The organism is Streptomyces sp. CB01201 (genome assembly GCF_002803085.1).
Classification (GTDB): Bacteria; Actinomycetota; Actinomycetes; order Streptomycetales; family Streptomycetaceae; genus Streptomyces; species Streptomyces hundungensis.
Genome location: NZ_NNBJ01000005.1, coordinates 305,976 through 329,518, shown reverse-complemented (window position 1 = coordinate 329,518; position 23,543 = coordinate 305,976). Strand labels below are relative to the sequence as shown.

Annotated in this window: 17 protein-coding genes; 11 read left to right on the top strand and 6 right to left on the bottom strand. The window is 71.3% G+C overall.

Annotated elements, in window-relative coordinates; all coding sequences use genetic code 11:
• Positions 1-54: 54 nt before the first annotated feature.
• From CG740_RS13595 to CG740_RS13575, 5 genes are read right to left on the bottom strand one after another with little or no spacing between them, the layout of a single operon-like run.
• Positions 55-1,086: an MCE family protein gene (locus tag CG740_RS13595; RefSeq protein WP_100575333.1), complete on the bottom strand. Its 1,032-nt coding sequence runs from the start codon at positions 1,084-1,086 to the stop codon at positions 55-57.
• Positions 1,083-2,336, bottom strand: coding sequence for an MCE family protein (locus tag CG740_RS13590; RefSeq protein ID WP_100575332.1), 1,254 nt, complete (start codon positions 2,334-2,336; stop codon positions 1,083-1,085). The genes CG740_RS13595 and CG740_RS13590 overlap by 4 nt, the downstream gene beginning before the upstream one ends.
• Positions 2,333-3,136, bottom strand: coding sequence for an MlaE family ABC transporter permease (locus CG740_RS13585; RefSeq protein WP_100575331.1), 804 nt, complete (start codon positions 3,134-3,136; stop codon positions 2,333-2,335). The genes CG740_RS13590 and CG740_RS13585 overlap by 4 nt, the downstream gene beginning before the upstream one ends.
• 3 nt (positions 3,137-3,139) lie before the next feature.
• Entirely contained in the window at positions 3,140-3,970 is an 831-nt protein-coding gene (locus CG740_RS13580) for an MlaE family ABC transporter permease (protein ID WP_234376250.1), read from the bottom strand.
• Positions 3,971-3,972: 2 nt separating this feature from the next.
• Positions 3,973-4,959, bottom strand: coding sequence for an ABC transporter ATP-binding protein (locus tag CG740_RS13575; protein ID WP_100575330.1), 987 nt, complete (start codon positions 4,957-4,959; stop codon positions 3,973-3,975).
• 811 nt (positions 4,960-5,770) lie between these two features.
• Between CG740_RS13575 and CG740_RS13570 the strand changes: the two genes are divergently transcribed.
• From CG740_RS13570 to CG740_RS13535, 8 genes are all read left to right on the top strand, one after another.
• Positions 5,771-6,373 carry a hypothetical protein gene (locus CG740_RS13570; RefSeq protein ID WP_324901097.1) on the top strand — a complete coding sequence of 201 codons (603 nt, stop codon included), beginning with the start codon at positions 5,771-5,773 and terminating at the stop codon, positions 6,371-6,373.
• Between the two features lie 130 nt (positions 6,374-6,503).
• Positions 6,504-8,039, top strand: a complete 1,536-nt coding sequence (locus CG740_RS13565) for a DUF6801 domain-containing protein (protein WP_199846429.1) — start codon at positions 6,504-6,506, stop codon at positions 8,037-8,039.
• A 148-nt stretch (positions 8,040-8,187) separates the two neighbouring features.
• Complete coding sequence (locus tag CG740_RS13560; RefSeq protein ID WP_100575328.1) at positions 8,188-9,135, top strand: hypothetical protein; 948 nt, start codon at positions 8,188-8,190, stop codon at positions 9,133-9,135.
• Between the two features lie 224 nt (positions 9,136-9,359).
• The gene (locus CG740_RS13555; protein ID WP_100575327.1) at positions 9,360-10,568 is read left to right on the top strand and encodes a helix-turn-helix domain-containing protein; all 1,209 of its coding nucleotides are present in this window, start codon (positions 9,360-9,362) and stop codon (positions 10,566-10,568) included.
• A 165-nt stretch (positions 10,569-10,733) separates the two neighbouring features.
• Positions 10,734-14,681, top strand: a complete 3,948-nt coding sequence (locus CG740_RS13550) for a Pls/PosA family non-ribosomal peptide synthetase (protein WP_100575326.1) — start codon at positions 10,734-10,736, stop codon at positions 14,679-14,681.
• The gene (locus tag CG740_RS13545) at positions 14,678-16,096 is read left to right on the top strand and encodes a M1 family metallopeptidase (RefSeq protein WP_100575325.1); all 1,419 of its coding nucleotides are present in this window, start codon (positions 14,678-14,680) and stop codon (positions 16,094-16,096) included. The genes CG740_RS13550 and CG740_RS13545 overlap by 4 nt, the downstream gene beginning before the upstream one ends.
• Positions 16,097-16,270: 174 nt before the next feature.
• Entirely contained in the window at positions 16,271-17,278 is a 1,008-nt protein-coding gene (locus tag CG740_RS13540; protein ID WP_234376235.1) for an urea transporter, read from the top strand.
• Positions 17,279-17,372: 94 nt separating this feature from the next.
• Positions 17,373-19,445, top strand: a complete 2,073-nt coding sequence (locus CG740_RS13535; RefSeq protein WP_199846428.1) for an MDR family MFS transporter — start codon at positions 17,373-17,375, stop codon at positions 19,443-19,445.
• Here the strand turns inward: CG740_RS13535 and CG740_RS13530 are convergent.
• Entirely contained in the window at positions 19,435-19,854 is a 420-nt protein-coding gene (locus tag CG740_RS13530) for a YchJ family protein (protein WP_100575323.1), read from the bottom strand. The two genes, CG740_RS13535 and CG740_RS13530, sit on opposite strands and share 11 nt — an antisense overlap.
• Before the next feature lie 340 nt (positions 19,855-20,194).
• Between CG740_RS13530 and CG740_RS13525 the strand changes: the two genes are divergently transcribed.
• From CG740_RS13525 to CG740_RS13515, 3 genes are all read left to right on the top strand, one after another.
• Complete coding sequence (locus CG740_RS13525) at positions 20,195-20,806, top strand: GOLPH3/VPS74 family protein (RefSeq protein WP_100575322.1); 612 nt, start codon at positions 20,195-20,197, stop codon at positions 20,804-20,806.
• A gap of 152 nt (positions 20,807-20,958) precedes the next feature.
• Positions 20,959-21,618, top strand: a complete 660-nt coding sequence (locus CG740_RS13520) for a hypothetical protein (RefSeq protein WP_100575321.1) — start codon at positions 20,959-20,961, stop codon at positions 21,616-21,618.
• A 100-nt stretch (positions 21,619-21,718) separates the two neighbouring features.
• On the top strand, positions 21,719-23,512 hold the full coding sequence (locus tag CG740_RS13515; RefSeq protein ID WP_100575320.1) for a hydroxysqualene dehydroxylase: 1,794 nt from the start codon (positions 21,719-21,721) through the stop codon (positions 23,510-23,512).
• Positions 23,513-23,543: the final 31 nt, after the last annotated feature.

The following is a 23,543-nucleotide window of genomic DNA, read 5'->3' as shown; positions in this document are numbered from 1 at the left end:
CGGCGGCGGGGCGCGACCGGCGCAGGGCTGCGGGCCACCGCGGTGCGGGGAGTCTCATCCCTGGCACCTCGATTCGCTGACCGGGATCCCGGTGGGCGGCGGGCTGCCGTCCTCGTTCTTGACGCCGGACACCTTCGCCTCGCAGAGGTAGAGGTTGAGCCAGGATCCGTATGACGCGATCCGGGTGACGGCCCGCATCTTCTCCGGGGTCTTCTGGAGGAAGTTCTCGATCTGGGGAGCGCTCTCGGCGAGGTTCGAGGACAGCCGGCCGAGCTGCTTGATGTCCTCCTTCAGCGGGGCCCGGCCGTCCTGGAAGAGTCCCGCGGTGACGGTGGTGAGGTCCCCCATGGCGGACAGCGCCTCGCCGAGCGGCTTGCGGTCGCCGGCGAATCCGGAGACCAGCTGCTGGAGGGTGACCACGAGGTCGTTGAAGCCCGCTTCGCGGTCGTTGACGGTGGTCAGAACGGTGTTGAGGTTGGCGATGACCTCACCGATGACCTTGTCCTTCGCGGCGACGGTCGTGGTCAGCGAGCCGATGTGCTTCAACAGGCTGTCCACGGTGCCGCCCTCCCCCTGGAGGACCTGCACGATCGAGCCCGCCAGGTCGTTCATGTCCTTCGGCGAGAGCCCTTCGAACAGGGGCTGGAAACCGTTGAACAGCTGGGTGAGGTCGAGGGCGGGGGTGGTGCGCTGCACCGGGATGGTCGCGCCCGGCGCGAGCGCGGAGCCGACCGCGCCGGTGCCGCGGCCCAGTTCGACGTAGCGCTGGCCGACCATGTTGAGGTACTTGATCGCGGCCGTGGCCGTGCCCGGCAGGCTCCGGCCGCGCTGCACGGAGAACGTGACCTGCGCGAGCCGCCGGTCGACCACCTCCACCTTGTCGACCTGGCCGACCTTCACCCCGGCGATGCGGACGCTGTCGCCCTCGATCAGACCGGTGGTGTCGGTGAAGCGGGCCCGGTAGGTGGTGGTGTCGCCCACCCCGGTGTTGGCGATGGACAGCGCGAGCACGGTGGTGGCGAGCACGGTCACCAGGACGAACACGAGGGACTTCACGAGCGGGCCCGCGATGCTGCGGCGCTTCACTTGATGGTCACCTCCGCCCCTCTCAGAGCGGGGCCGAGGAGCAGGCTGCTCCAGTCCGGCAGGGACTGCGGGGCCTGCCGGAGAGCGGGCGCGAGCAGTTCGTTCACCAGCTGGTTCTCCTGGGGCGAGTTCGGCAGGCCGAGCCCGGCACTGGAGGGGGCGGCGGTCTTGGTGAGAGCGCTCTGGGCGGGGAGCGGGGAGCCGAGGTACGGCACCGGATAGCAGTGCGGTCCGTCGCCGCCGCGGTAGACGGGGGTGTCCTGGCCCGGCACGTACTTGCCGAGCGAGGGCACGACGTGGACGGTGACGTGCAGGCCTGGCTTGTCGGTGCCCTTGCCCAGCGCCTTGTCCATGGCGGGCACGAACCCGGCCAGGGTCCGCAGGGTGCAGGGGAAGGCCGACGAGTACCTCGCGAGGACGTCCAGGGTGGGCCGGCTGACGTCGCTGAGCCGGATGATGTTGTCCTTGTTCTGCTGGAGGAATCCGGTCAGGTCCTGGGCCGTCTTCGTGGTCTGGCCGTAGACGCCCAGGAGCTGGGTCTGCTGGTCGACGAGCGTGCCGGTCGTGGTGGTGGCATCGGTGAGCGCTCTCAGGATGTCCGGGGCGGCGTCGCTGTATGTCTGCGAGACCTTGACGAGCTGCACCAGATCCGCGTTGAGGGTGGGCAGGTTCGGGTTGAACTTCTTCAGGTGGGCGTCCAATGTGACGACGGTGTCGCCGAGTTGTGAGCCCCGGCCGCGCAGCGCCTGAGCGACGGCGGAGAGCGTGGACGACAGTTTGTCGGGCTTCACCGCGGTCAGCATCGGCAGCACGTTGTCGAGCACCTGCTCCAGCTCGATGGCGTTGCTCGACCGGTCCTGCGGGATGGTCGCGTCGGCCGGGAGCGCTCTCCTGGACGGGTTCGGCGGGGGGACGAGGGCGACGAACCGCTCTCCGAAGAGCGTGGTCGGCAGCATCTGGGCGCGTACGTCGGACGGGATGTGGCCGCGCTTGTCCGGCTGGAGGGCGAGGGTGAGCTTCGCCCCGGTGCCGTTCGCGCTGATGGTGCGGACCTCGCCGACCACGACGCCGCGCAGCTTCACCTCGGCGCCCGGGTGCATCTCGTTGCCGACGCTGCTCGTCTCGACGGTCACCGTGTCGGAGTGGGTGAACTGCTTGTCGTAGACGGCGATCGAGAGCCACACGAGCAGGGCCGGAACCAGCAGGAAGACGACCCCGGCGGCGCGGCGCCGGACGGTGAGCGCGTTCATCCGGCCACCTTCACGGTGGTGGTGGCGCCCCACAGGGCGAGCGAGAGGAAGAAGTCGGTGACGGCGATCAGCACAATGGCGTTGCGGACCGAGCGGCCCACCGCGACCCCCACGCCGGCCGGTCCGCCGGTGGCGCGGAAGCCGTAGTAGCAGTGGGCCAGGATCACCATCACGCTGAAGATGAGCACTTTGAGCACGGAGAGCAGCACATCGGTGGGCGAGAGGAACAGGTTGAAGTAGTGGTCGAAGGTGCCGCGCGACTGGCCCTTGAAGACGACCGTGGTCAGCCGGGACGCGAAGTAGGAGCTGAGCAGCCCGATCGCGTACAGCGGGATGATCGCGACGACTCCGGCGATGATCCGGGTGGTGACGAGGTAGGGCAGGCTGCGGATGCCCATGCCTTCCAGGGCGTCGATCTCCTCGTTGATGCGCATCGCGCCGAGCTGGGCGGTGAAGCCGGCGCCCACCGTGGCGGACAGCGCAAGCCCGGCGACCAGGGGAGCGATCTCACGGGTGTTGAAGTAGGCGGAGACGAAGCCGGTGAAGGCCGCGGTGCCGATCTGGTTCAGGGCGGCGTACCCCTGGAGGCCGACCACCGTGCCGGTGAACAGGGTCATGGCGATCATCACGCCGATGGTGCCGCCGATGACGCCGAGCCCGCCGCTGCCGAACGCGACCTCGGCGAGGAGTCGCTGCACCTCCCTGAGATAGCGGCGCAGGGTGCGCGGAATCCAGAGCAACGCCCGCACATAGAAGGTGAGTTGGTCGCCCGAGCGGTCCAGGATGCTGAAGAGGGCCATCGGTCAGCCGCCCTTCGGGGGGACGATCTGAAGGTAGATCGCGGTGAGCACCATGTTCACGAAGAACAGCAGCAGGAACGTGATGACGACGGACTGGTTGACCGCGTCGCCCACGCCTTTGGGGCCGCCGCGCGGGTTGAGCCCGCGGTAGGCGGCGACGATCCCCGCGATGAACCCGAAGATCAGCGCCTTGATCTCACTCACGTACAGGTCGGGCAGCTGGGCGAGGGCGGAGAAGCTGGAGAGGTAGGCACCCGGGGTGCCGCCCTGGAGGATGACGTTGAAGAAGTAGCCGCCGAGGGTGCCGACGACGGACACCATCCCGTTGAGCAGGACCGCGACGAACATGGTCGCCAACACCCTTGGCACCACGAGGCGTTGGACGGGTGAGACGCCCATGACCTCCATGGCGTCCAGCTCCTCGCGGATGGTGCGCGACCCCAGGTCGGCACAGATCGCGGAGCCGCCGGCGCCCGCGATGAGCAGCGCCACGATGAGCGGGCTGGCCTGCTGGATGACGGCGAGGACGCTGGCGCCGCCGGTGAAGGACTGGGCGCCGAGCTGCTGGGTGAGCGAGCCGACCTGGAGGGCGATGACGGCACCGAACGGAATGGAGACGAGGGCGGCGGGCAGGATGGTGACGCTGGCGATGAACCAGAACTGTTCGATGAACTCCCGCAGCTGGAAAGGCCGTTTGAAGACGGCCCGGACGACGGCCGCGGCCAGCGCGAAGAGCCGGCCGGTCTGGCGGAACGCGCCGAGGCCGGGGACGGGGCGGCGCGGCGGTCTGTCCGGGCGGGGCGGCGCGGGCGCCGGATTCCTCTCGGCCTCCATGGTCACGGCGTCGCCTCCTGGGCCGGGGCCATGCCGTTCTCGACGGCACGGCGGGCGGCCGGCGGCAGCTCGTCGAGCATGCCCATCACCCGCAGCTTGCGGCGCAGCACCGCCTGGCGGGCGGGCAGACCCGGCGAGGGCTCCAGCTGCGGCACGATGCGTCGGGGCGGTGAAATACCGCCCCCCGGAGGGGAGTTCAGCTGTTCCTTGGCGAGGGTCGCGGCGTCCTTTTCCTCGGACATGCCGATGGGGCCCTCGCGGCGCCCGCTGAGGAACTGGGCGACGACCGGCTCCTCGCTGGTCAGGAGCACCTCGCGGGGGCCGAACGTGACGAGGTTGCGGCGGAAGAGCATGCCCATGTTGTCGGGCACGGTCGCCGCGATGTCGAGGTTGTGGGTGACGATGAGCATCGTCGCGTCGATCTGTGCGTTCAGGTCGATCAGGAGCTGGGAGATGAAGGCGGTGCGCACGGGGTCCAGGCCCGAGTCCGGCTCGTCGCAGAGGATGATCTGCGGGTCCAGGACCAGGGCGCGGGCGAGCCCGGCGCGCTTACGCATGCCACCGGAGATCTCCCCGGGCAGCTTCTCCTCGGCGCCGAGCAGTCCGACCATGTCGACCCGCTCCATGACGATGCGGCGGATCTCCGACTCCTTCTTGCGGGTGTGCTCGCGCAGCGGGAACGCGATGTTGTCGAAGAGGGACATCGAGCCGAAGAGCGCGCCGTCCTGGAACATGAGGCCGAAGAGTTTCCGGGTCTCGTAGATGTCCCGTTCGGGGCTGTTCACCATGTCGACGCCATTGATGAGGACCCGGCCGCGCTCCGGTTTGAGCAGCCCGATGAGCGATTTGAGGAAGACCGTCTTTCCGGTTCCGGAGGGGCCGAGCATGACGCTGACTTCACCTGCGGGCAAGGTGAGGGTGACGTCCTGCCAGATGTTCTGCTTGCCGAAGGACTTGGTCAGACCTTCGACCACGACTTCAATTCCCATCCCACCTCCAGCAGGCACGTACGACGTGACACAAGGGCACCGAGGGGCGCACGGTAAGTTGCCCGGCGGCGCCGAAACAAGATCCCGGACGGCCACATCGGTGAATTCCCTTTTCGTTGTCACTCGTTGACAAGTTCCGAAGCCGGCCGGGCGGACGACTGCGCAGAAATGGAGCAGTAACGCGGTGGTGCATGCGGAACAGGCGTGCCGCGGCCGGGGGGAGCGAAGCCGCGGCACCCCCGCCCCGGGGAGCGCCCGGGCCCGGCGACAGGAGCGGGCCGGGCACTTCGCCCCTGCGGCTCCCGGCCTTCGGGGGCGCGGCCGGAAGCGTGGACGCGAACGCTTCGGACGGCATCTGAGCTGCCCGGACCGATCGCACACCGGACGCTACGGCCGGGTAACCTTGCTCTGCAATACCAGTTCCAGAAGTTTCCGCGAGCCCGCACCCGGCCGTCGCCAACTTGTCATCGGAGCAGTACTCCGTTCCCGGAACTTGTCATCAGTTGATGGGTTTCACCTGTCACCGGGCGACAGGGCACCGCTTATGGGGAGAGAACCGGGAACTTCGGCACGAATGACCTGTCAATGGCACCGCCATTGCGCACCAATCGACAAGAAAAACCGGCCGGTTGCTCATCACGGGCACAAGGTAGACCCTTGCCCGACACAATCTTGCACGGCAGGATTGTGCGCCCATGTTTCTCGCAAGTAACGTCCGCCTCGTCACGGATCGTACGTGGCCGAATCCGTCCCCGTAGCTGGTGAAATCGGAGGCATTACTGTGCGAAACCCCCTCGGAAAGCTTGCGCTGGTGTCCGGCGCCGCGGCAGCGGCGTTCGCCATGGCCACCGCCCCCGCGATGGCCCTCGCTCCCACCAACTGGGTCGTCGGCCCCAGCTCGCCGGAGAACTTCACCGCCAAGTCGACCAACGTGGTCCTTTCCATCAACGGCATCGACATGACGTGCACGTACTCCGACGCCGCCGGCTCCCTCAAGAGCGCGACCGGCAACCCGGCCGCCGTCGGCACCATCAACCCGGTGCACTTCGGCAAGACCGGCGAGCCGTGCACCAGCTTCCTGGGCACCGTGAACACGGTCGCGAACACCCCGTGGACGCTGAACGTGACCAACTACACCGCGGCCACCGGCGTCTCGCAGGGCTACATCTCCGGCGTCAACGCCCGTGTCAGCGTGGCGACTTGCGCCTTCACGGTGACCGGTACCGCGCACGGCACCTACACCAACTCCACCGGTGACCTGAAGGTCGCCGCCACCCCCACCGAGCTGACGGTCTCCGCGCCGACGGCCGGGTGCTCGGGCGTGGTCGCCACCGGCGACCACCCGTCGTTCAACGGCGACTACTACGCGGTGGTCACCGGCACCACCACCAAGCCCACCATCGTCGGCTCGTAGCAGCGGCATGACACCTCGCTACGCCCCCGGGCCGTCCGGCCCGACGCACATCAGGCCGGACGGTCCCCCAACGGCGGCGCACCTGCCGCCGGCCCTCCCCAGGAGTTGAGCCAGTGGAGCTGAACGCGACGTGACCAGAACCCCGGTACCGGCCGGCCGGTGGCGGAGCGTGCGCAGCCGGGGTGCGGTGGCGGCGGCCACCGTGGTCCTGGCCGCGATCGTGCCTGGCGCCGACGTGGCCCTCGGCGACCAGCGCACCAGCGCCGAACTCGGCTACACCTGTGCGTTTCCGGCCGGGCCGCATCCGGTGAAGGTACAGGTGGCGGCCAGGTTCCCGGCCCGGGCCGCGACGGGCGCCGCGATCCTGCCCGCCGAGGTGACGACGTCGGTGACGCTGCCCGACGCCGCCGTCGCCGAGCTCACCAAACTCCGTGCCGCCACGACCGGCGCCACCACCCGGCTCACCACCGAGGTGGCCCAGAACGGCGCCGCGGCCCGGGCCCTCTGGCTGGGCACCGCGCCCTCCGTGCCGCTCACCTCGCCGGGCGGTGCCGTGTTCCGGTCGACCGGAGACGTACCCACCATCACCGCCAACAGCCCCGGCGACCTCACCGTCACCGCGGCCGGACTCACCCTCGAATTCCGCCCGGTCACCACCGAGGGCGGCGCCACCGACCCGGCCACCCTCTCCGTGCCCTGCACTCCGGCGCCCGGCGCGAAGGCGCTGCTCGCCACCGTGCCGATCGGCGCGGCATCGTCCTCGCCGCCCCCGTCCCCGACCCCCGGCACCTCCGCCACCGGCTCCGCGGCCCCGGGGGCCTCGCACAGCACGCCCGAGAGCGCTCCCAGGATCGCCCCGCCCAAGGCGCAGGCCGCCCCGGCCGCCACCGCGCCCAAGTGCCAGGGCGACACCGCCAACCCGCTCGCACTGGCGGCCTACACCACCGGATACTCCAACGTCACCAAGATGGGCGGCGCCTCGCTCATCCCCGTCTTCTGCGCCAAGGTCGTCCAAGGACCCAATCAGCTCAAGCGCATCGAGGTCAGACCGGGGGTCTTCGAGCTGCACCTGCTCCAGAACTCGGTGGGCCGGCTCGACTACCGGGGCCGCGCCCAGACCCCGCCGGGCCCGGCCACGTTCCTCACCTTCGGCTTCATGCCGACCACGGCCACGATGACCCTGGAGGCGAAAGAACCGCTCTCCATCGAATCGGACCTCAACAACACCGCGGGGCACGGCGAGACGTACATCAGGGCCTCCCTCGTGCTCCGCATCTCCGACGTCAGGGTCAACGGGACCCCGCTGGACGTCGGCCCCAACTGCCGCACCACGGGGCCGGTCTACTCCACCGATCCCGACCCGGCGCGCAACACCAAGGACCACATGGTCCTGCTCGGAGAGCTCAAGAAGGGCGCGGACACCGTCTGGCGCGGCTACTCGCTCTCCCGCGGCGGGCCGCTCGACGGCTCGGTGACCATTCCGCCGTTCACCGGCTGCGGGGTGGGTGAGGACCTCAGCCCGCTGTTCACCGCGTCGGTGTCCGGACCCGCCAACACGGTCAAACAGAACCAGGGGGCGCCGTGCGCCTCCGGCATCGAGGACGACCCGGCGCAGCTGTGCACCGCCGACAAGCAGCCGACGACCATCCCGACACCGCTGCGCTGAGCGCCGCCGCGACCCCGCGCTCCATCGCGGCCCCACGCACCACCGCGTTGAATTTCGGCCAACTCACGTACCAGACACCGCTGTTGCCGCTCCCGCCCGCCTATGTACAGGACGTCGTGCGTCGAGACGTCCGAAAGGGGACGACCCGATGAGACCCGCATCCACCCGCCTGCGCGCCGGACTGCTTGCCACCTGCACGGCCCTGGGCGCATTCGCGACGATCGGCCCGGCCTCCGCCGACGCCTCGTCCGCCACTCAACTGGCCGGGGACTGGGCCCCGTTCAGCCGCTGCCCGGTGGACGACCCGGCCATGCTCGCGGCCGACGGACGCACCGACATCGTGCAGTGCATCGCCTCCCACTCGGCGAGCGGAACCATCAAGCTCGGCAACACCAACGTCGTCACCGGCGCCAGCGATCTCCAGGTCGGCGTGGTACAGCACACCGGCGGCACGAACAGCCTGGTCGCGCCGGCCGGCGGCGCGCTGATCGCCGACTCCGCCGACATCCCCGGCGGGCTGCTCGGCCTGATGTGCCCGAGCAACATCCCGGTGATCGGCGACATCTGCCGGCAGATCACCAACGGCACGCTCAACCGCGTCACCGCGACCGTCGAATCGGCCGGGACGCCCACCGACTTCAACCTCACCGCAGGCGCCACCTCGGGACAGCCGATCATCGCGATCCCGATCCGCATCCACCTCCAGAACCCGTTCCTCGGCAACTCCTGCTACATCGGCTCCGCCGCCCACCCGATCGTGCTGCGCCCGCAGAACGTCACGGCGCCCACCCTCGGCATCCAGCGCTTCGACGGAAACGGAACACCCGACACCGCGGGCGACATGAACCGGCTCAGCCTCGTCAACGCCAGCCAGACGGACACCACTTTCGCGGTGCCCGGTGCAAGCGGTTGCGGCCTTGCCGGGCTGCTCGACTGGGCGGTGAACCTGAAGACCGGGCTGCCCTCGGCGGCGGGCAGGAACAGCGTCGTGCTCAACAGCGCCTCGACCTATCTGGCCGGTCTGCACGCCCCCGGCACGGTCGTCCCGGACAACGGCAAACTGCTCTCCCAGTACTGGCACTCGGCGGTGCAGTAGCCATCACGCCCCGCCGTCCGACGGCCCGCCCTCGCCCGGGGCGGGCCGTACCGGATTCGGCCGACAACCGATGCCCCCTGAATCGAACGCCGCCTCAAGTGTTGTCCAAGACCTGAGAGTTGTTCTAGGTTCAGCAGTCCGCGAAAGGTACGCACCTGTCGGCCGGTGGGAGCGCTTTCTCCATCGGCTCTCCCCACCGGGCGCCGTAGTGCAAGGGGAGTGAGATGCCCACAGCCGCGCAATCACCGGACACCCAGGAGCCGCTGGGACCGCTCCCACAGGAGTTCGCCGCGATCATGCGGCCCGAACTCCCGGGTCTGCTCAAGGAGATAGGGGCGGAGGTCACCCGCGCCTATCCCGAGTACGCCCGGCTGCTCGAAGGCCCCTACGGCGAGGCGATCCGCGTCGGAGTGGAGCAGAACCTCACCGTCTTCGTCGACCAGGTGGCGTCCCCCAGCGCCCCCTCCGCGCTCCGCGACGAGATGTGCCGGCGCTTCGGCCGGTTCGAGGCGTACGAGGGCCGGAGCCTGGACACCCTGCAAGGTGCCTACCGGCTCGGCGCCCGGGTGGCGCTGCGCCGGGCCAAGAAGATCGGCCGGCGCTACAACCTCTCCCCCGCGCTGATGCTCAGCTTCGCCGACGCGCTGTTCACCTATGTGGAGGAGCTGGAAGCGCTCTCACGCGAGGGCTACCTGGAAGTCACCTCGTTCTCCGGGGAGCGCTCGGACGCGCTGCGAAGACGGTTACTGCATCTGATCCTGGCCGGATCCCCGGTGCCGCGCGCCGCGATCGCGGAGCTCGCGGACCGGGCCCACTGGCCGCTGCCCGAGCGCGTCACCCTGGTCGCGCTGCGCTCCGGTACGGGGCTGACCCGCGCGGCCCTGGACAACGATGTCCTGGCCGACCCCGGCGAGCCGCTTCCGCACCTGCTGATACCGGGCCCCGTCGACGAGGTACGAAGACGGATGCTGGACGCGGCCCTGCACGGCTCCTGGGCCGCGGTCGGGCTCGAAGTCCCCATCGGCGATGCGTCCGATTCCCTGCGCTGGGCCCGCCAGGTACTCGAACTCGCCGCGTCCGGGGTCATCGACAGCGACTCCGGAACCCTGTACTGCGAGGACCATCTGGTCACCCTCTGGCTGCGCTCCGATCCGGCCCTCCTCGAACACCTCGGCCGCCGCGAGCTCGCCCCGCTCGACGCCCTGACGCCCGGTCGGCGCGACCGGCTCATCGAAACCCTGCGGACCTGGCTGGCGACCCGGGGCACCGCCGCCCACATGGGCGAAATCCTCGCTGTGCACCCGCAGACCGTGCGCTACCGGATGCGGACCCTGGAGTCCATCTTCGGCGACCGGCTGACCGATCCCGAACACCGGTTCGCCACCGAACTAGTGCTACGCGCAAGGGACCTCGGCCACCGGGAACAGCCCTGAACTTGCCCCGATCGGCGCCATAATCATCCGAATCACTTCGAAAACAACGGATAAATATCGTCAAGTCCCAAGGCCGGAGCGAACCCGCCGCTGGATATGCCCGTCTGAGTGGGCGGATGTCCGAAGGATGTCCGTACCACCCGCACTACGCCAGAGGCATGCCGTATGTCTTCGCATCTGCCGGCCGTCTTCCGCGGCGCCGCCGCTCCGCACCCCCGCACTCTGCTCGACGTACTGGACGCGACGGCGGCCGCCCATCCGGGCGCACCCGCACTCGACGCGGGCGGCGAGCGGCTCACCTATCAGGACCTGTGCGACCGGATCACCGAACGCGCCGTACGGCTCACCCGCCACGGCATCGGCCCGGGCGACCGGGTCGGCGTCCGGATCCCGTCCGGCACCTGTGACCTGTACCTCGCCATCCTGTCGGTGCTGCTGAGCGGCGCCGCCTATGTGCCGGTGGACGCGGACGATCCCGAGGAGCGCGCGGCGACGGTCTTCCGCGAGGCGGGGGTGTGCGCCGTGATCGAGGCGGACGAGCGGATACTGCCGGGGCCCGCGGCGCCCCTGAGGGCCCGCTGGCGACCCGCGCTGCCCGAGGACGACGCCTGGATCATCTTCACGTCCGGCTCGACCGGACTGCCCAAGGGTGTCGCCGTGACCCACCGGTCGGCGGCCGCCTTCGTGGACGCGGAGGCCCGACTCTTCCTCGCGGAGCAGCCGTTGGGCCCAGGCGACCGGGTGCTCGCGGGGCTCTCGGTCGCCTTCGACGCCTCGTGTGAGGAGATGTGGCTGGCCTGGCGGCACGGCGGCTGCCTGGTTCCGGCACCCCGCTCCCTGGTGCGGGCCGGCCATGAGCTGGGGCCGTGGCTGGTCGAGCGCGGCATCACGGTGGTCTCCACGGTGCCCACGCTCGCGGCGCTCTGGCCGGACGAGGCCCTCGAAGAGGTCCGGCTGCTGATCGTCGGCGGCGAGGCCTGCCCGGGAGCGCTCGCCGACCGGTTCGCGGTCAAGGGCCGCGAGATGTGGAACACCTACGGCCCCACCGAGACGACGGTGGTGGCGACCGCCGCGCGCATGCTGCCCGGCGAACCGGTACGCATCGGACTCCCGCTCGCGGGCTGGGAGTTGGCGGTCCTGGACGCTTGCGGCGAGCCCGTCCCGTACGGCGGCGAGGGCGAGCTGGTCATCGCGGGAGCCGGCACCGCGCGGTATCTCGACGCCGCCAAGGACGCCGAGCGGTTCGCGCCGCTCGCCCTGCTCGACACCCCCCGCGCCTACCGCACCGGCGACCTCGTCCGCGCGGATGCGGCCGGGCTCGTCCACCTCGGGCGCGCCGACGACCAGGTCAAGGTGGGCGGTCGGCGCATCGAACTCGGCGAGATCGACGCCATGCTGAGAGCGCTCCCCGGTGTACGCGCGGCAGCCGGCGCGGTACGCGGCACCCCGGCCGGCGGCCAGATCCTGGTCGGCTATGTGGTGCCCGAGCAGGGGAGCTTCGAGGCCGGGCAGGCCCGCGGCTTCCTCTCGGAACGCCTGCCGGCGGCCCTGGTCCCGCTGATCGTCGAGGTCACCGAGCTGCCCACGCGCACCTCGGGCAAGGTCGACCGGGACGCCCTGCCCTGGCCGCTGCCCTCCCAGCGCGGCCCGGTCGGCGACGACGACCCGGCCGACGACGGCTCCACCTCCGCGCGCCTGGCCGGGGCGTGGGAGCGGATGCTGGGCGTGCACCCCGAGCCGGACAGCGACTTCTTCGCGCTCGGCGGCTCCAGCCTGAGCGCGGCCCGGCTCGCCTCCGAACTGCGCGCCCACTACCCCGGGGTGTCCGTCGCCGACCTCTACCGGCGCCCGGTCCTGCGGGACATGGCCCAGCACCTCGAATCCCTCGCGGGGCCGGCCGCCGAGGCGCGGACCGTACAGCCGGTGCCACGCGGAGCCGGCGTGGTCCAACTCCTCGTCACCACGGCCCTGTTCGGGGTCGCGGGGCTGCGCGGCCTGATCGGTCTGGCGACGCTCGACAACATTCTGGGATGGCTCGCGCCGCAGGCCTGGGCACCCCACACCTCCTGGTGGTTCGTGCTGATCGGCACGGTCGTCCTGATGAGCGCACCGGCCCGGTTCGCGATCGGCGGCGGGGCCGCGCGGCTGCTGACCCGTGGCATGCGGCCGGGTGCGTATCCGCGCGGCGGCCGGGTCCATCTGCGGCTGTGGACGGCCGAGCGCGTGGTGGCCGCGTTCGGCGTGCCGTCGCTGCTCGGCACGCCCTGGGCCCGGTTGTACGCGCTCTCACTGGGGTGCCGGGTCGGGCGGGGCGTCACCCTGCACGCCATGCCGCCGGTAACCGGGCTCGCCACGATCGGCCGGGGCGCCGCCGTGGAGCCGGAGGCCGACATCAGCGGCTGGTGGCTGGACGGGGCGACGCTGCACATCGGCGCGGTCAGCGTCGGCGAGGGTGCCCGCGTCGGCCACCGCAGCACCCTGATGCCCGGCGCGGTCCTCGGCGCGGGCGCCGAACTGGACCCGGGTGCCTGCCTGGACGGGGAGATCCCGGCGGGCCGGCGCTGGCTGGGCTCGCCGGCCCGCCCGGCCGAGGCGTACGACCGAGTCGCCGGTAACGGCTGGCCCGCGCCGCGCCCGGAGCGCTCCCGCCGCTGGGCCGCCGCGTACGCGCTCTCCCTGCTCGGTCTGCCGCTGCTGACCCTGCTGTCCACCGCGCCCGCGCTCATCGGCGTCTACTACCTGGTGCGGTCCTGCGACACGCTCTCGGCGGTCGCCGTCCGGCTGCTGCTCGCCGCGCCGGCCGTCACCGTGGTCACCACCCTGTTCTCACTCCTGACGCTCGCCGCCCTGGTCCGGATCCTCGGCCGCGGCATCAAGCCCGGCTTCCACCCCGTGTGCGGCGGGGTGGCCTGGCGCGCCTGGCTGGTGACCCGGCTGCTGGGCGGCGCGCGCGGCAGCTTCTTCCCGGTGTACGCGAGCCTGGCGACCCCCGTGTGGCTGCGGTTGCTGGGCGCCAGGGTCGGGCGGCGCGCCGAGATCTCCACGGTGCTGCCGCTGCCCTCGCTCCTGACGGTCGAGGACGGGGCGTTCCTTGCCGACGACACCCTGGTGGCCCCGTTCGAAGTCCGCGGCGGCTGGCTGCGGTTGGGGACGGCGAGCGTCGGCCGCAAGGCCTTCGTCGGCAACTCGGGCATCGTCGGACCCGGCCGCCGCGTGCCCGACGGCGCCCTGGTCGGGGTGCTGTGCGACGCGCCCGCGCACAGCGAGCCGGGCAGTTCCTGGCTCGGCCGGCCGGCCCTGCCACTGCCCCGGGTGGCCACCGCGGCCGACCCGGGCCGCACCTTCGATCCGCCGCGCCGCCTCGTGCTCGCCCGGACCGCGGTCGAGCTGTGCCGGGTGGTGCCGCTGATGTGCTCGGTGCTGCTCGCGGAGGCCGTACTGATCGGCGAGCAGAGCGCTCTCAACCAAGGCGGCCTCCCGCTCGCGGCGCTGGCCGGGGTCGTGCTGCTCCTCGTGGCCGCGGCGGTCGCGGGGCTGACCGCGACCGCCGCGAAGTGGGTCCTGGTCGGCCGGTTCGAGGCGGGCGAGCATCCGCTGTGGTCGTCCTTCGTGTGGCGCAACGAGCTGTACGACACCTTCGTCGAGTCCCTTGCCGTGCCGTGGATGGCAAGCTCCTTCACCGGCACCCCGGTCCTCAACTGGTGGCTGCGCGGCCTCGGTGCGCACATCGGACGCGGGGTGTGGCTGGAGACGTACTGGCTGCCGGAGACCGATCTGATCACGCTCGGGGACGGCGCGAGCGTGAACCGCGGGTGCGTATTGCAGACCCATCTCTTCCACGACCGGATCATGCGTCTGGACACGGTTCGGCTCGCGGAGGGAGCGTCGCTCGGCCCGCACAGCATCGCGCTGCCCGGCACCGATGTCGGAGCCCGGGCCTCGGTGGGAGCCGCGTCCCTGGTGATGCGCGGGGAGAGCGTGCCGCCGGACACCCGCTGGGCGGGCAACCCCATCGCGGGCGAGAAGGCACCTCTCACCGGCAGCCAACCCGCTGCGGAACAGGCACGGTTGACGTTCCGTCAGGGCTCCTCGCGGGAAGGCAGCGCGGCATGACGCGCTGCACCCGGCGCTCGCTGGTCCGGGTGGCCGCGCTGTCCGCCCTCGGCACGATGGCCGTGGCGGACGACGAGGCCACCGGCCGCGGGGACCGCTACTTCCCGCAGCACGGCTCGTACGGACACGACACGCTCGCCTACGACCTGCGGATCGCCTACGACTCGGCCAGCGGCCAGCTCGCCGGAACGGCGCTCATCCAGGCCGTCGCGCTGCGCCCCCTCGACCGGATCGAGCTGGACCTGTCCAGGCTCAGCGCGCACACGGCGCATGTCGACGGCCAGGCCGCCCGGGTCCGCCAGCGCCAGGGCAAGCTGTATGTGACGCCCGGTCAACCCCTGCCACGCGGCGCCGTGTTCACCACCAAGGTGCGGTACGGGGGGCGCCCGGGGCCGATCCGCTCGCCGTTCGGAAGCATCGGCTGGGACCGTACGGGCGACAGCCACGACGGCACCCTGGTCGCCTCGCAGCCGTTGGGGGCGCCGTCCTGGTTCCCCTGCAACGACCGGCCCGACGACAAGGCGGCGTACACGTTCCGGGTCACGGTGCCGCGGGACCGGCAGGCGCTCGCCAACGGGACGCTCACCGAGTGCCGCAGCGAGGGCGCCACCGATGTGTGGACGTACCACCACCCCGGCCCCATGGCCACGTACCTGGCCGCGCTCTACACCGGCCGCTTCCAGCACGACAGCGTGCTCGCGCCCGGGCCGCCGGGCGGCAGGGCCGTCCCGGTGCACAACGCCTACCCCTCCCGCATCGCCGAGGCGGCCCGGCACGACCTGGGCCGCCAGCCCGACATGCTGCGGCATTTCTCCGAACTGTTCGGGCCCTATCCCTTCGAGGCGTACGGGGCCGTGGTGGTGGACGCCGACCTCGGCGCGCCCGTCGAGAACCAGACGCGCTCGGTGTTCGGGCGCAACCACATCGACGGGCGCCGGGGCTGGGAGACGCTGGTGGCGCACGAGTTGGCGCACCAGTGGTTCGGCAACAGTGTGGGCATCCGCGAGTGGCGGCACATCTGGCTCAACGAGGGCTTCGCCACGTATGCCGAATGGCTGTGGTCGGAACACATCGGCGAGGACAGCGCCGACGAGATCGCCCGCCGCGAGTGGCGCAATCTGGCCCGGCGCAGCCAGAACCTGCGGCTCGCCGAGCCCGGCCCGCGCCGCATCTTCGACGACCGGCTCTACAACCGGGGCGCCTGCACCCTGCACGCGCTGCGGCTGACCCTGGGCGACGAGCGTTTCTTCGGGGTGCTGCGCGGCTGGCACGCGGCGCGGCGGGGCCGGATCGGCGACACCGGCTCCTTCATCGCGCATGCCGAGGCCGCTTCGGGAGAGTCGCTGCGTCCGCTCCTCCAGACCTGGCTCTACGACAAGAAGCTGCCGGACTTACCGACGAAGATCGCGGACTGACGTCGGGCGCCGTATACAAAACCTGCGCCGATGCGACCCCATAAGCGGCTTTCGGCAACTTTTGTGACCCTGTCCGACCCTTGCTAACCACCCGGTGCAACCCCTTACTGTGCGCTTGGCCGTTACGGGCCGATTTCATGCGTCGTGCTGATTTCACGCGTCTAGGGGGGCCACGTGCGGATAGCGCGTACGGGACGATGCGGCCGGTTCGCCGTGCACGTGCTGCGCGGCCAGGCGCAGGTGCAGTTCATGCCGAGCGCGATCACCGGGGTGATCTTCGCGGTCGCACTGTTCGCCGCCGGCTGGCAGTACGGCCTCTACGGCCTGTTCGGCACGGCGCTGGGAACCGCCACCGCGCAGTTGCTCGGCGTGGACCGGAGCAGGGTGTCGGCCGGGCTCGAAGGGTTCAATGCCTGTCTCGTCGCGGTCGCCTTCGCCGTGTTCCTCGGCCCCGGCCATCCCTCCACGATGATCCTCGCGGCGGGCGGCTGTGTGGTGGTCACCGTGGTCACGGGCGCGACCGCGACGCTGCTTCGCGGCTGGGGGCTGCCCACTCTCACCCTGCCGTTCTGTCTCACGGCGAGCGCGATGACGATCGCCGCGCCGGGCTTCGAGCGGGTGTGGCACGGCGGTCGGGCGCCGGCCGAGCTCAGCCGGGCGGCCGAGGGTTCCCTGGACCTCGGCGTCGACGACATCGGGCGGGCCTTCTTCGCGAACCTCGCGCAGGTCTTCCTGATGCCGCAGTGGTACGTCGGCCTGATCCTCCTCGTCGGCATCTTCGCCGCGAGCCGGACGGCGGGAGCCATGGCGTGCACCGGCAGCGCCGTCGGGGTGGTGACCGCGTGGGCGCTCGGCGCCCCGGCGGCCCGGATCGTGGACGGCACCATGGGCTACAACGCCGTGCTCGTCGCCATGGCGCTGTGCGGGGTGCTGCTCGCGGCCGACCGGTGGAGCCTCGGCTTCGCGGTGGTGGGAGCGGCCACGGCCACCGTGCTGGGACCCACTCTGAACGCGCTCTCCAGACCGGTCGGCGGGCATTCCTTCACCTGGCCGTTCGTTCTCACCACCCTGGTGTTCCTCGCCTCCGTGCCGGCGCTCCCCCGGCTCCGGCGGACAGCGCCGCCGCCGGCCCTGCCGCTCACCGAGCAGCCGGTCGGCTCCGGCGCGGCGCTCGGCGCCTGAGCCTTCGCCACCGGGCGCCGAGCAGGGCTCCGGTACATCACTCGCCCGGCCGACACGGCATGCGCGCCACCTGGGGCGGTGTGAGGGTGCCAGTGTGACCACCGCCAGCGATACAGCACCCGTGTCCGCACCGCCCGTGCTCGACGTCCGGCAGCGGAACATCGTGTTCGGCACGATCATGCTCGGCATGCTGCTGGCGGCCCTCGACCAGACGATCGTGGGCACCGCGCTCCCCACGATCGTCTCGGACCTCGGCGGCGCCGCCCACATGTCCTGGGTGGTGACCTCCTATCTGCTCGCGGAGACCGTCGCGACCGCGCTGGTCGGCAAGTTCGGCGACCTGTTCGGCCGCAAGGTCGTCTTCCAGGTGTCGGCGATCATCTTCATCACCGGTTCGTTCCTGTGCGGCCTCTCCACCAACATGACGCTGCTCATCGCCTGGCGGGCACTCCAGGGCATCGGCGCGGGCGGCCTGATGGTGACGGCGATGGCGCTGATCGCCGATGTGATCCCGCTGCGCGAGCGGGGCAAGTACCAGGGTGCGATCGGCGCCGTGTTCGGCGTGTCGACGGTCATCGGGCCCCTGCTCGGCGGCCTGTTCACCGACCATCTGAGCTGGCGCTGGGCCTTCTATGTGAACGTGCCCATCGCCATTCTCGTGGTGATCGCGGCCGCCCGTAACATCCCCTCGGTCCGCTCGGTCGCCAAGCCCGTCATCGACTACCTCGGCATCGGCCTGGTAGCCGTCGGGGCCAGCGCCCTGATCCTGGCGACGAGTTGGGGCGGCAACGAGTACGCCTGGGGCTCGGGGACGATCATCGGCCTGTTCGCCGGCGGTCTGATCGCGCTCGCCCTGTTCTGCTGGGTGGAGACCCGGGCCGCCGAACCGATGCTGCCGATGCGGCTGTTCCGCAACCCGGTCTTCACGGTGTGCTCGGTGCTCAGCTTCATCGTGGGCTTCGCGATGCTCGGTGCGATGACGTTCCTGCCCACGTATCTCCAGTACGTCGACGGCGACTCGGCGACGATCTCCGGCGTGCGCACCCTGCCGATGGTCATCGGGCTGCTCATCGCGTCCGTCTTCAGCGGCAACGTGGTGAGCAAGACGGGCCAGTACCGGATCTTCCCCATCGTCGGCGCCCTCGTCATGGGGGTGGGCCTCTATCTGCTGTCGCTGATGGGGCCGGACGTCAGTGCCTGGCTGGAATCGCTCTACATGTTCGTGCTCGGCCTCGGCATCGGCCTGTGCATGCAGGTGCTCACCATCGCCGTGCAGAACACCGTCGACTACGCGGACCTGGGCACCGCCACCTCCGGCGTCACCTTCTTCCGTACGCTCGGCAGCTCGTTCGGCACCGCCGTCTTCGGCACCATCTACGCCAACACCCTGGGGCCCAACCTCCGGGACGGGGTGGCCGCGGCCGCGCGGACCGGGGGCGCGAGCCCGGCGCAGCTCGCGCAGGCCGCGCAGTCCCCGGACGGCCTGCACCGGCTGCCCCCGGCGACGGCGGCACCCATCGTGCAGGCGTACTCCGACAGCCTGCACACCGTCTTCCTGTGGACGGTGCCGGTGGCCGCCGTGGGTTTCGTCGTCGCGCTGTTCCTCAAGCAGGTCAAGCTGCGCGACAGCGCCCGGTCCGCGTCCACGGACATGGGTGAGGGCTTCGCGCAGCCGAGCAGCGGCGACTCCCAGAAGGTGCTCGAACTGGCCATCGGCAAGATCGTGCGCAGCGCGGACGTGACCACCGCACGGCGGATCGTGGCGGCCTCCGACACCCGGCTCGACGTGGCCGGCGCCTGGGCCGTCATGCAGGTCGAGCAGCACACGCGCATGGTCGGGTACGCGAGCCTCGGCCTGATCGCGTCCCGCCGCCATGTGCCGCCGGAGGTGCTCGTGCCGGTGTTCCAGCGGATGGTCGAGGAAGGCTTCCTCAGCCGCGAGGGCAGCTATTTCTCGCAGACCCCGGCCGGGGACCGCGAAGTCGAGGCGATCACGCACTCCTGGTCGGCCTGGCTCAACGAGCAGTTGGAGAAGGACCGCGGGCGCCCGCGCAGCGCGGAGCTGCGGGCCGCCGCGGACAACATCGCCAAGCGTCTGATGGCCGAGGACCTGTCGAACGGCCTGCCCGCGGTGCGCGCCGAAGCGGGCGCGTCCGTCAGTCGGTGAACACCGCGTCGAGGTAGACCCAGGCGCCCTCGACGCGCGAGAACCGGCTCTGCTCGTGCAGCGATCCGACCTCGCCGCCGTGGGTGTAGTGCGCGCGGAACGTGACCGTGCCGGTGGTGTGGAAAGCGCTCCCGTCCGTGGTGTCCAGGATCTCCAGACGGGTCCACCGCATGCCGGGGTCGAGACCGAGGTCCCGGGGCCGCGTGTCAGGGTGCCAGGTGCGGAGCAGATACGGCCCGTCCTGGACCGCGAAGGCGCTGAACCGCGAGCGCATCAGCGCCTCGGCGGTCGGGGCCGCGGCAGCCCCCGAGTGGTAGCGGCCACAGCACTCGGCATAGGGGGCGGGCAGCCCACAGGGGCAGGCGGTGGGGACGGAGGGACGTGCGGGGCGCTTGGTACGACGGGACATGCCCTCATCTGATCACAGACGCTCACGCGTGTGCGCGGGGCTGGGCGGGCCGCCTCCGCGCACACGTCGAGTCGAAGGGGGCGGGGGGCGGGCGCGGCCCGCTGGGGCACGCGTCGACGAGGGCGCCGACGCAGGGGCATCGACGGGGGCCATCGGCGGAGAGCGCCGACGGAGGGGCATCGACGGGGGCCATCGGCGGAGAGCGTCGCTGGAGGGCGTCGCCCGGCCCGTACCCGGCCGTCCTCGGAGCGCCCCCTGCCGCGAGCCCCCCGATCTCCTTAGGATGCGCGCATGCCATGCGCCCCGTGCGTGCCGCCGACGCTGTGACAGGGAATCCCACATGACCACTGCACGGGACCTGCTGATCGTCAGCATGGACGTCAGCCCCGCCGACCACCCCGTCGAGCAGGGCGACCTCTCACTCGCCCTCGCCGGGGCCGAACTCCTCGATCTCGCCGACCACTTCGCCCTCGCCCTGGACGGCGATCGCATCGTCCCCGGCCCGTCACCCCGCGGATTGACGGATCGTCAGCTCACGGAAGCGGCGGCGGCCCTCACCCGGCAGAGTCCGTACGAGTCGGTGGAGGACTGGCTGTGGCGCCGGGGCCGGGGCCTGTACGCGGCCTATCTCGCCGCCCTGGAGACGGACGGCGGGGTGACCCGCGAGCACCACCGCTGGCTTCCGCTGCGCACCGGGCGCGCGGCGGTGGCCGATTCGCCGGACCGGCGCGCGGCGATGGAGCGCTGGACCTCGGGCGAGCCCGTGCTGGCGGGTCTCGCGGTCGCCGCCCGGCTGCGCGAGGAGGCACCCGAGGACCTCGCGGAGCGCGCGGGCGACACGGTGGTGACCGTGGTGACCGCCGTCGACGACGCGGTGACCGAACTGGCCGCCGTGCGCCAGCGGCGCAGCATCGAGGACGCGGCCTTCGACAACATCTGGCGCGGCCAGTAACCCGCGCGGCCCCCGGCGGCGGGTGCCGCATGCCGGGCATCCGATATCGGCCATACGTGGAGTTACCGAGGTTAACTCTGCGCCACGCCCCCTACGGTGATCCCGATGCGCTCCGGCGCAGCAAATCGAGCCATCGAGCGGGGAGTTGAGGCATGAAGCAAAGGTTGCGCGTCCTGATCGCGGCCGGGGCCCTGACCCTGGGGGCGGCGGGCGCCGGCACCGCGAGGGCCGCCGAGGCGGCACACGGCTGCCCCTCCGGAGAGATCTACGCGACGAACAACACCGCGATCATCACCGATCCGGCCGACCCGCGCCTCAGGACCAGGCTCGACCGGTTCGACCGCGAGGTGCGCGGGATCATCCACGCCAACGGGGCCCGGCCCGGCGCCTCCAAGCTGCTCAACGGGGTTTTCTGGTCGGGCGAGTTGAAGCGGGCCACCTACGAGCGCTCGCGCGAGTTCGATGTCACCCGGGTCGGCCGGGACGGGCTGCACCACATCGCCGGGGTCATCGCCAAGCAGTACCAACAGGAGTCGGTGCTGACCTTTCGCTGCCTGGCGCGCACCTCGCCGGAGACGGACTCCGTCGAGATCCAGGCTCCCGGCGTCTCGGCGACCCGGCTGCACGACGCCCTCGTCGACAACCCCGAGGCGCGGGACGAGCTCGGCGGCGGTTCGGTCACCCTCGACGGACGGCTCGTTCTCATCGCCCCGCTCGCCGATCTGCCGCTGGCGAGGAAGTTCACCGCGTCCCTGGGCGTGGACTGGAACAAGGCCCAAGTCCGTTACGGGGATGAGGAATTCGTCTCGTAATCGCCCTGCGTCTCACACTCGATCCGTCTTCCGGGATGGACGGGGCGACCGTATGCTCCTGCGCCGGACGTGACCGTTACCACCGGTAATAGGGAGCACTGTGACGCGCACGGGCAGCACGAGACGGACTTTTGTCGCGGGCACGGCGGCGGCGGGCGCGGCCGCCGCCCTGGGAGCGGAGGCCCCCACCGCCTCCGCCGCCTCCCGCACGGCGGCAGGCGCGACGTCGGGCGCGGCGGGCGGACAGAGCGTGGCCGTGCTCGGCGGCGGGGTCGCCGGACTGACGGCGGCTCATGAGCTCGCCGAGCGGGGGTTCCGGGTGACCCTCTTCGAGCGCCGGGCGCTCGGCGGCAAGGCCCGCTCCATGGACGTCCCCGACAGCGCCAGGGGCGACCGCAGGCCGCTCCCCGCCGAACACGGCTTCCGCTTCATCCCCGGCATCTACCACAACCTGCCGGACACGATGCGGCGGATCCCGTACCCCGGCAACGCCCACGGGGTATGGGACAACCTGGTGGCGCCCAAGGAAATGATGTTCGCGCGGACCGGCCAGGAGGACCTGCGCCTGCCGATGCCGGGCGCCGGCACACCCCAGCCCCTCACCCTCGACGACATCCGCCGCGCCCTGGCCGGCGTGCTCGGCACCTTCCAGCGGCTGCCCGCCCGCGAGATCGCCTACTTCGTGGACCGGCTCGCGGTGTTCCTCACCAGCTGCCAGGAGCGCCGCGACAACCAGTGGGAGACCGTTCCGTGGTGGACGTTCACCCGGGCCGCGCAGATGAGTTACGACTACCAGCGCATCCTCGCCGTCGGCGTGACCCGCAACATCGTGGCGACCAAGGCGGAGGAGGCCAGCACCCGCACGGTGGGCAGTCTCCTGGAGGCCTTCGTGTTCAACGCGCTCGGCCGGGGCGCGGACGGTCCGCTCGACCGCATCCTCAACGCCCCCACCAACGAGGCGTGGATCGACCCCTGGGTCACCCGGCTCCGCGCCCTGGGCGTCGAGTTCAAGGTGGGCTGGACGGTGCGCGAAGTCACGTACGGGGGCGGCAGGGTGACGGGTGTTCAGGTCGAGGACGAGAGCGGCGCCGTACGGACCGTGACCGCCGACCACTACGTCTCGGCGCTCCCCGTCGAGCATGCGCGGCCCACGTGGAGTGCGGCGATGCGCGCCGCCGACCCCCAGCTGGCGCGCTGCGACCTGCTGCGCACCGACTGGATGACGGGCATTCAGTTCTATCTGAGCGAGCGGCCCGACATCGTGCACGGGCACGTCGACTGCATCGACTCGCAGTGGTCGCTGACCGCCATCGCGCAGGCCGAGCACTGGCCGCAGCACCCCTTCGCCGCCGCATACGGCGACGGCTCGGTGGCCGACTGCCTCTCGGTGGACATATCCGAATGGGACAAGCCCGGGATCCTCTACGGCAAGACGGCCAAGCAGTGCACCCGGGAGGAGGTGGCACGCGAGGTGTGGGCACAGCTGAAGGCCGCGCTCAACGACACCGGCAAAACGGTGCTGAGCGACTCCAAGCTGCACTCGTGGTTCCTGGACCCGGGCGTCTCGGGCATCGGGACGCCCGATCCGCGCAACGAGGACGAGCTGCTGATCCACCCGACGGGAACGTTCCACAACCGCCCCTCGGCGGCCACGAAGATCCCCAACTTCTATCTCGCGGGCGACTACGTGGCCGTCCCCATCGACCTGGCGACGATGGAGGGCGCGAACACCTCGGGGCGCCTGGCCGCCAACGCCCTTCTGGACCGGGTGGGTTCGAGCGCGGCGCGCTGCACGGTGACCCCGCTCTACAGTGCGCCGGAGCTGGACCTCCTCAAGAACACCGACCGGTGGCGCTACCGGCTCGGCCTGCCGAACGCCTTCGACCTGGGGTGAGCGGGGCGGGCGCGGTCCGGCCGGGGCCGCG

Coding starts and splice junctions, on each gene's coding strand:
- CG740_RS13530 (WP_100575323.1), bottom strand. CDS start 19,854: ATGTCCCGTCGTACCAAGCGCCCCGCACGTCCCTCCGTCCCCACCGCC.
- CG740_RS13545 (WP_100575325.1), top strand. CDS start 14,678: ATGACGCGCTGCACCCGGCGCTCGCTGGTCCGGGTGGCCGCGCTGTCC.
- CG740_RS13580 (WP_234376250.1), bottom strand. CDS start 3,970: ATGGAGGCCGAGAGGAATCCGGCGCCCGCGCCGCCCCGCCCGGACAGA.
- CG740_RS13520 (WP_100575321.1), top strand. CDS start 20,959: ATGAAGCAAAGGTTGCGCGTCCTGATCGCGGCCGGGGCCCTGACCCTG.
- CG740_RS13525 (WP_100575322.1), top strand. CDS start 20,195: ATGACCACTGCACGGGACCTGCTGATCGTCAGCATGGACGTCAGCCCC.
- CG740_RS13575 (WP_100575330.1), bottom strand. CDS start 4,959: ATGGGAATTGAAGTCGTGGTCGAAGGTCTGACCAAGTCCTTCGGCAAG.
- CG740_RS13585 (WP_100575331.1), bottom strand. CDS start 3,136: ATGGCCCTCTTCAGCATCCTGGACCGCTCGGGCGACCAACTCACCTTC.
- CG740_RS13555 (WP_100575327.1), top strand. CDS start 9,360: ATGCCCACAGCCGCGCAATCACCGGACACCCAGGAGCCGCTGGGACCG.
- CG740_RS13550 (WP_100575326.1), top strand. CDS start 10,734: ATGTCTTCGCATCTGCCGGCCGTCTTCCGCGGCGCCGCCGCTCCGCAC.
- CG740_RS13590 (WP_100575332.1), bottom strand. CDS start 2,336: ATGAACGCGCTCACCGTCCGGCGCCGCGCCGCCGGGGTCGTCTTCCTG.
- CG740_RS13560 (WP_100575328.1), top strand. CDS start 8,188: ATGAGACCCGCATCCACCCGCCTGCGCGCCGGACTGCTTGCCACCTGC.